Origin of the sequence: Tersicoccus phoenicis, from assembly GCF_001968835.1 — a bacterium.
GTDB classification, from domain to species: domain Bacteria; phylum Actinomycetota; class Actinomycetes; order Actinomycetales; family Micrococcaceae; genus Tersicoccus; species Tersicoccus phoenicis.
Genome location: NZ_MRDE01000024.1, coordinates 91,805 through 99,127, shown reverse-complemented (window position 1 = coordinate 99,127; position 7,323 = coordinate 91,805). Strand labels below are relative to the sequence as shown.

Below are 7,323 nucleotides of genomic sequence, written 5' to 3'. Positions count from 1 at the left end.
AACCGGCCGGATCGTGTGAGAAGCTTTCACTTACGAGGTGTCCCTCTTGACTGGGTGGATTAGACGTCGCAATCGACATCTTCCCAGCTCAAGGGGGCATTCTCGTTCTCCGCCACGCTCACCCCACCAACCTCACCGGTGGATCAGGGTTCATCTCACGAGAAGAGAACGCTCCAAGAAGGGCTCTTCTTGAGCACACGAATGGGTGTTTGCTGCAATTGAAGGCACAGGTGTCGACCAACGTGCAGCGGATCGCGCAAAGGCGCTCCTGAACCATCCCGACGCCAGAGCCGTCGAGGGCGCTGCGTACGGTAGGATGGACCGGTTGGCTGGCAAGCCGCCGCAATCCTCCACGCGTCTCCGGTGCGAACCGGGAGGCTGCGTGCGGGTCGTGGCGGTTGTAGCACGGGTAGCGGCTGCGCCACGCTCTCCGCTCCACGGCCGGACGAGACGTTCTCGACAGGACACCGTCGAGAACCACCACGTCGTTCCGGATCGTGACGGAGGCCAGACCACACAGACATGAGCCGGTGATCCGAGGATCCGCCGGCCACCGCAACCACCGAGAGGTAGACGTGACTGCACAAGCACGTGTGCGCCGTCAGGCGCGCAAGTCCCGGGCCCTGGGCATCGCCCTGACCCCGAAGGCCGCCAAGTACTTCGAGCGCCGGCCGTACCCGCCGGGCGAGCACGGCCGTGCCCGCCGCAAGCAGGACTCCGACTACGCGGTCCGGCTGCGGGAGAAGCAGCGGCTGCGCGCCCAGTACGGCATCCGGGAGAAGCAGCTGGAGCGCATCTTCGTCGAGGCCCGTCGCACCGACGGCCTGACCGGTGAGAACCTCATCGAGCTGCTCGAGATGCGTCTGGACGCCCTCGTCCTGCGCGCCGGCTTCGCCCGCACCATGGCGCAGGCCCGCCAGCTGGTCACCCACCGCCACATCATGGTGGACGGCCGCCGGGTGGACATCCCCTCGTTCCGGGTGAAGGAGGGCCAGACCATCCACGTGCACCAGCGCAGCGAGACCATGACCCCCTTCCAGGTCGCCGCCGCCGGCGCCCACCGCGACGTGCTGCCGAACGTCCCGGGCTACCTGAACGTTCAGTTGGAGCAGCTGCAGGCGCGCCTGGTGCGCCGCCCGAAGCGCTCCGAGGTCCCGGTGACCTGCGAGGAGCAGCTGGTCGTCGAGTACTACGCTCGCTGACCCGAGTTCCACCTCGAGACCGGACGAACAGCCCGCGGCGCCGCCGCGGGCTGTTCGTGCCTCCGACGATCCGTGCGTCCGGGGACCCGCGCCTCCGGGGACCCGTGCCTCCGGGGACCCGCTCGACGACGTTCCCGCCGCACAGACGCACGTTCTAGAGTGGATCGGGGCCGGCCGCCGTCCGCGTCGATCCGCACCGGCAGCAACGAGAGCGGCCAGCTCGTCATCCGTGACCGAGCCAGATCGAGCAGCACCGACAACGAGGAGACCCGATGAGTGGTGGTGACATCGCCGGGCTGATCGCCGCCGGCGTCTTCGCCGTGCTCGTCATCCTGCTCGCCGTCCCGATCCTCAAACTCGGTGCCGTGTTCGACGAGGCCCGGCGCGCCATCCGCGGTGTCAGCGACGAGACGACGCCACTGCTGCAGGAGGTCACCGGCACGGTCGCCACCACGCACGAGCAGCTGCGCCGCGTCGACGAGATCTCCCGTCACCTCGCCGCGACCGCCGCGAGCATCTCGGCCCTCTCGGCCAGTGTCACGGCGCTGATCGGCACCCCGTTCGGCCGGCTCGCCGCCCTCGGGCAGCGGCGCCGCGCCGCCCGCAGCAAGAAGGCACACGCCACACTGAGCACCGGCACGCCACCCGCCACCCAGAGCACCGGTCATAGCGCTGGAACGGCCGCCGGGCCGCCCACCGCCTGACCGCCCTCAGCCCCACCGTCCCGTCCCACCCTTTCCCCTCCGACCACGCGAAGGACCGCCCGCCGACCATGAAGACGCACGAGATCACCGACCGCTGGAAGTCCTTCTTCGCCAAGCGGGGGCACGAGGTCGTCCCCTCGGCGTCGTTGGTCTCCTCGGACCCGACCGTGATGTTCAACATCGCCGGCATGGTGCCGTTCATCCCGTACCTCACGGGCCGGCAGACCCCGCCCTACTCCCGGGCCACCAGCGTGCAGAAGTGCATCCGCACCCTCGACATCGACGAGGTCGGCAAGACCGCCCGGCACGGCACGTTCTTCCAGATGGCCGGCAACTTCTCCTTCGGCGACTACTTCAAGGACGGCGCGATCACGTTCGCGTGGGAGCTGTTGACGACGCCGGTCGCGGACGGTGGCTACGGCCTGGACCCGGCGCGGCTGTGGGTCACGGTGTACCTGGACGACGACGAGGCCGCCACCATCTGGCAGGAGAAGATCGGTGTGCCCGCCGAGCGCATCCAGCGCCTCGGTATGGAGGACAACTACTGGCACACCGGCCAGCCCGGCCCCGCCGGCCCGGACTCGGAGATCTTCTACGACCGGGGGGAGCAGTACGGGCCCGCCGGGGGCCCGGCCGTCAACGACACCCGGTACATCGAGATCTGGAACCTCGTGTTCATGCAGTACCAGCGGGGCGAGGGCAGCGGCTACGACTTCCCGATCCTGGGCGAACTGCCGAAGAAGAACATCGACACGGGCCTGGGCGTCGAGCGGCTGGCGATGATCCTGCAGGGCGTCGAGAACATGTACGAGACGGACCAGGTCCGGCCCGTGCTCGACGCCGCCGCCCGGCTGTCCGGGAAGACGTACACCAGCACCGAGGACAAGACGGACCCGGCCTACGACGACGACGTGCGGATGCGCGTGGTCGCCGACCACGTCCGCTCGGCCCTGATGCTGATCACCGACGGCGTGTCCCCGTCCAACGAGGGCCGCGGCTACATCCTGCGCCGCCTGATCCGCCGCGCCGTGCGCGCGATGCGCCTGCTCGGCGTCGAGCAGGCGTGCCTGCCCGAACTGCTGCCGGCCTCCCGGGACGCGATGAAGGGCACCTACCCCGAGGTCGAGGCGGACTTCGCCCGGATCAGCCGCATCGCCTACGCGGAGGAGAAGGCGTTCCTGCGCACCATCGCCTCCGGCACCACCCGGCTCGACGAGGCCGTCGCCGCGTCCCGCGCCGCCGGCACCGACCTGTCCGGGCAGGACGCCTTCACCCTGCACGACACCTACGGCTTCCCGATCGACCTGACCCTGGAGATGGCCGCCGAGGCCGGTCTGCAGGTCGACGAGACCAGGTTCCGCACCTTGATGGCCGAGCAGCGCGACCGCGCCCGCGCCGACGCCAAGGGCAAGAAGGCCGGCGGCGTCGACCTGAGCGTCTACCGCGACCTGATGGCCGAGGGCGGGACCACCTTCACCGGGTACGACGAACTGACGACCGCGTCCCGTGTACGTGGCGTCCTGCTCGGCGGTGCCGCCACCGGCAGCGCCGGTGCCGGTGACGAGATCGAGATCGTCCTGGACGAGACCCCGTTCTACGCGGAGGGTGGCGGGCAGGCCGCCGACACCGGCCTGATCACCGGCGACGGGTACGTCCTCGAGGTCACCGACGTGCAGGCCCCGGTCAAGGGCTTGAGCGTGCACCGGGCGATCGTGCGCGAGGGCGAGGTCTACCCGGGTGCGGTCGCGACCGCCGACGTCGACCGGGAGCGTCGGCACGCCGGCGAGCAGGCGCACACCGGCACCCACCTCGTGCACGCGGCCCTGCACCAGGTTCTCGGCCCCGAGGCGCTGCAGCGCGGCTCCTTCAACAAGGCCGGCTACCTGCGATTCGACTTCGCCTGGGGCGAGCAGCTGTCCACCGCCGCCCGCAGCGAGGTGGAGGAGGTCAGCAACCTGGCCATCCGCAGCAACCACGACGTGCTCACCCGCGTGATGCCGCTGGCCGAGGCCAAGGCGCTCGGCGCCACCGCCCTGTTCGGGGAGAACTACGGAGACACCGTGCGCGTCGTCGAGATCGACGGTGCCTGGTCGCGCGAGCTGTGCGGCGGCACCCACGTCGACTCGACGTCGTTGATCGGCTCGCTCACCCTGCTCGGCGAACAGTCCGTCGGCTCGGGCAACCGCCGCGTCGAGGCGTTCGTCGGCATGGAGGCGTTCCGGCACATGGCCGCCGAGCGCGCCCTGGTCACCGAGCTGTCCGAGATGCTCAAGGTGCCCTCGCCGCAGCTGCCCGAGCGGCTCACCGCCACCCTGAACAAGCTCAAGGCGGTGGAGAAGGAACTCGATCGGCTGCGCGCCGCGTCGCTCGCCGCGTCGGCCGCCACCCTGGTCGACACCGCGACCGACGTCGACGGCGTGCGCCTGATCGTCCACGACGCCGGTCAGGTCTCCGGCGCCGACGATCTGCGCACCCTGGCCCTGGACCTGCGCACCCGGCTCGGGTCCGGCCCCGGCGTGGTCGCCCTCACCGGCGTCGCGAAGGACCGGCCCCAGGTGCTCGTGGCCACCAACGAGGCGGCCCGCGCCGCCGGCGTGAAGGCGGGTGCCCTGGTGCGCACCGCCGCCGGAGTGCTCGGTGGCGGCGGCGGCGGCAAGGACGACATCGCGCAGGGCGGCGGGTCCGACGCCGGGAAGATCCCGGCCGCGCTGGCCGCCGTGCGCGACGCCGTGGCGGGCCGTGCGTGAGCGCTGACGGCCGGGCCGGAGCGCCGGCGGGCGTGCGGCTCGGCGTCGACGTCGGCGCCGTCCGCGTGGGCGTCGCCGCCAGTGACCCCCACCTGATCCTGGCCACGCCCGTCGCGACGGTGCCCCGCGATGCGGACGCCGACAGCGACATTGCGACTATTGTGGGCGAGATACTGGAGCGCGGCGCCGTCGGCGTGTTCGTCGGACTGCCGCGCACGCTGGCGGGGGAGGAAGGAAGCAGTGCTCGGATGGCCCGGGACTACGCCCAGCGCCTCGCCGACCGGTTGAGGCCCGACGTGGAGGTGCGGCTGATCGACGAACGACTGACCACCGTGTCCGCGCACCGTTCGCTGCACGCCGCGGGCCTGCCGATGAAGAAGCACCGCAGCCGGGTCGACCAGGTGGCCGCCACCGGCATCCTGCAACAGGCCCTGGACGGGTTGCGCGCGGGCCGCCGGCCCGGTGAACTCGTCCCACCGACCACCCCGGCGGACACCCCGCCCGATCATGGAGACCGCTCGTGAGCCCTCTCTCCCACGACCGTTCCGAGGACACCAGCACCGGTTCCCTGGACGCCATCCCCGGCTTCGGCCCCGACGACGAGGACGGCCGCCGCGATCGGGACCGCCGTGCGCGGCCGTCCCGGCGCGTCCGCCGGCGCCGCACGGCCGTCGTGATCGCGGCCCTCGCCCTCGTCGTCGCCGCCGTCGTCGTGCTCACGACGACCTTGGTGCTGCCGTTCATGGCCCGGTTCCAGACGCCGGACTACCCGGGGCCGGGCCGGGACACCGCCGTCGTCACGGTGACCAAGGGTGACACCAACCTGGCGATCGGCAACACGCTGGTCGAGCAGGGCGTGGTCGCCAGCGTCAAGGCCTTCAACGAGGCGCTGCAGAAGCAGGGCGGGGGCAAGTTCATCCAGCCCGGCCAGTACCAGCTGAAGAAGGAGATGAAGGCCTCCGACGCGTTGTCCGCGATGCTCGACACCACCACCAACGCGGTGCAGTATGCAGCGATCAGCCAGAACGCGCGGCAGAGCGAGGTTTTCGACGTCCTCGCCAAGGCGACCAACATTCCGGTCGACGAGTTCCAGGCCCTGGCCAAGAACCCGCGTCAGTTCGGGTTGCCCGCCAAGGCCCCGAACCTCGAGGGATATCTGCGCCCGGGGGAGTACCGGTTCCCGCTGAACTCGAAGCCGAAGGACATCATCGCCCAGATGGTGAACAACACGAAGAAGACCCTCACCGACATGGGGGTGACCGACCCCGGCGAACAGTTCCGACTCCTCACGATCGCCAGCATCATCGAGGCGGAGGCGGGGGAGGCCGACTACGCCAAGGTCTCCGGCGCGATCTACAACCGGCTCAGTCCGGACAACAAGGAGACCGGCGGCCGCATCGATTCGGACGCCACCGTCAGCTACGGCCTCAACCGGCGCAGCTACGAGTTGACGATCGCGGAGAAGCAGGATGCGAGCAACAAGTACAACACGTTCGCCAACCCCGGCCTGCCGATCGGGCCGATCGGCTCACCCGGCACGAAGTCGATCGACGCGGCGAAGAATCCCGCGAAGGTGCCCTACTACTACTGGGTGACGGTCAACCTCGACACCGGCGAGACGAGGTACGCCACGACGCTGGCCGAGCACCAGCGCAACGTCCAGCTGTACACGGCCTGGTGTTCACAGAACCCCGGTCGGTGCAAGTGACCGCACCCGACGCGGCCGATCCGCGCGGGTCCGGCCGGTCGTCCGGTTCGCCCGGCCCGGATGCCGGCCGGCGGGCAGCCGTCCTCGGTCACCCCATCGCCCACAGCATGTCGCCGGCGCTGCACACCGCCGCCTACCGGATGCTCGACGTCGCGATCGGGTACGAGGCGATCGACACGACCCTGGACCAGCTCGACGAGGTTCTGGCGCGGGTCCGCGCCGAGGACGGTTGGACCGGACTGTCCGTGACCATGCCCCTGAAGGGTGGCACCGCCGAACGGGTGGACCGGCTCGACGGTCGTGCGCAGGCCCTCGGTGTCGTCAACACGGTCACGGTGGACGGGCCCGTCGGGGAGCGCGTCCTGACCGGCCACAACACCGACGTCGACGGCATCGTCAACGCGGTCACCCACGCCGGGGTGCGCCCCGGGCTGCGCGGCGCCGTCCTCGGCGGTGGCGGGACGGCCAGCGCCGCGGTCGCGGCCATGGCCGCGCTCGAGGCCCGGGAGGTCGACCTGTTCGTCCGGGACTCCGCCCGCGCCGCCAACGTGCGGCGGGTCGGGCGGAAAGTCGGCGTCGAGCTGACCTTCTGCGACTGGGACGACGCCGTCGACCAACTGCCCGAGGCCGACCTCGTCATCGCCACTCTGCCCCCGCGGGGCGCGGACGGGCTCGCCGCCGCGATGGTCCAGGCCCATACCGCGGTCCGGTCCGGTGCGGTGCTGCTGGACGCCGCCTACGATCCGTGGCCGTCGGCGCTGGCCGACCACTGGGCTCGGGCCGGCGGAGTGATCGTGCCGGGTCTGGAGATGCTGCTCTATCAGGCCGTTGAACAGGTGCGTCTGTTCGTGCCCGAGCGGTTCGCGGCGGGGACAGCGAGCGGCGGTACCGGAACCGAGGTCGACGAGACGGCGCTGCTGGACGCCATGTGTGACGCCGTCGGGCTGCCCCGGCGCGAGTAG

Annotated in this window: 6 protein-coding genes; all 6 read left to right on the top strand. The window is 70.9% G+C overall.

Translation table 11 applies throughout. The features are described 5' to 3' along the window. The first annotated feature begins 575 nt into the window (after positions 1–575). The 6 genes from rpsD to BKD30_RS05765 all read left to right on the top strand — a co-directional run bounded on the left by rpsD (position 576) and on the right by BKD30_RS05765 (position 7,323). Entirely contained in the window at positions 576–1,202 is a 627-nt protein-coding gene (rpsD, locus tag BKD30_RS05790) for a 30S ribosomal protein S4 (protein ID WP_076703085.1), read from the top strand. Positions 1,203–1,474: 272 nt separating this feature from the next. Then, positions 1,475–1,906, top strand: a complete 432-nt coding sequence (locus BKD30_RS05785; protein WP_076703083.1) for a DUF948 domain-containing protein — start codon at positions 1,475–1,477, stop codon at positions 1,904–1,906. Positions 1,907–1,974: 68 nt separating this feature from the next. After that, the gene (alaS, locus tag BKD30_RS05780) at positions 1,975–4,653 is read left to right on the top strand and encodes an alanine--tRNA ligase (RefSeq protein WP_076703081.1); all 2,679 of its coding nucleotides are present in this window, start codon (positions 1,975–1,977) and stop codon (positions 4,651–4,653) included. Then, positions 4,650–5,177, top strand: a complete 528-nt coding sequence (gene ruvX / locus BKD30_RS05775) for a Holliday junction resolvase RuvX (protein ID WP_235861502.1) — start codon at positions 4,650–4,652, stop codon at positions 5,175–5,177. The genes alaS and ruvX overlap by 4 nt, the downstream gene beginning before the upstream one ends. Then, positions 5,174–6,361 carry an endolytic transglycosylase MltG gene (mltG, locus tag BKD30_RS05770; protein ID WP_083956050.1) on the top strand — a complete coding sequence of 396 codons (1,188 nt, stop codon included), beginning with the start codon at positions 5,174–5,176 and terminating at the stop codon, positions 6,359–6,361. The genes ruvX and mltG overlap by 4 nt, the downstream gene beginning before the upstream one ends. Beyond that, entirely contained in the window at positions 6,358–7,323 is a 966-nt protein-coding gene (locus BKD30_RS05765) for a shikimate dehydrogenase family protein (protein WP_076703077.1), read from the top strand. Before mltG ends, BKD30_RS05765 begins: the two co-directional genes overlap by 4 nt.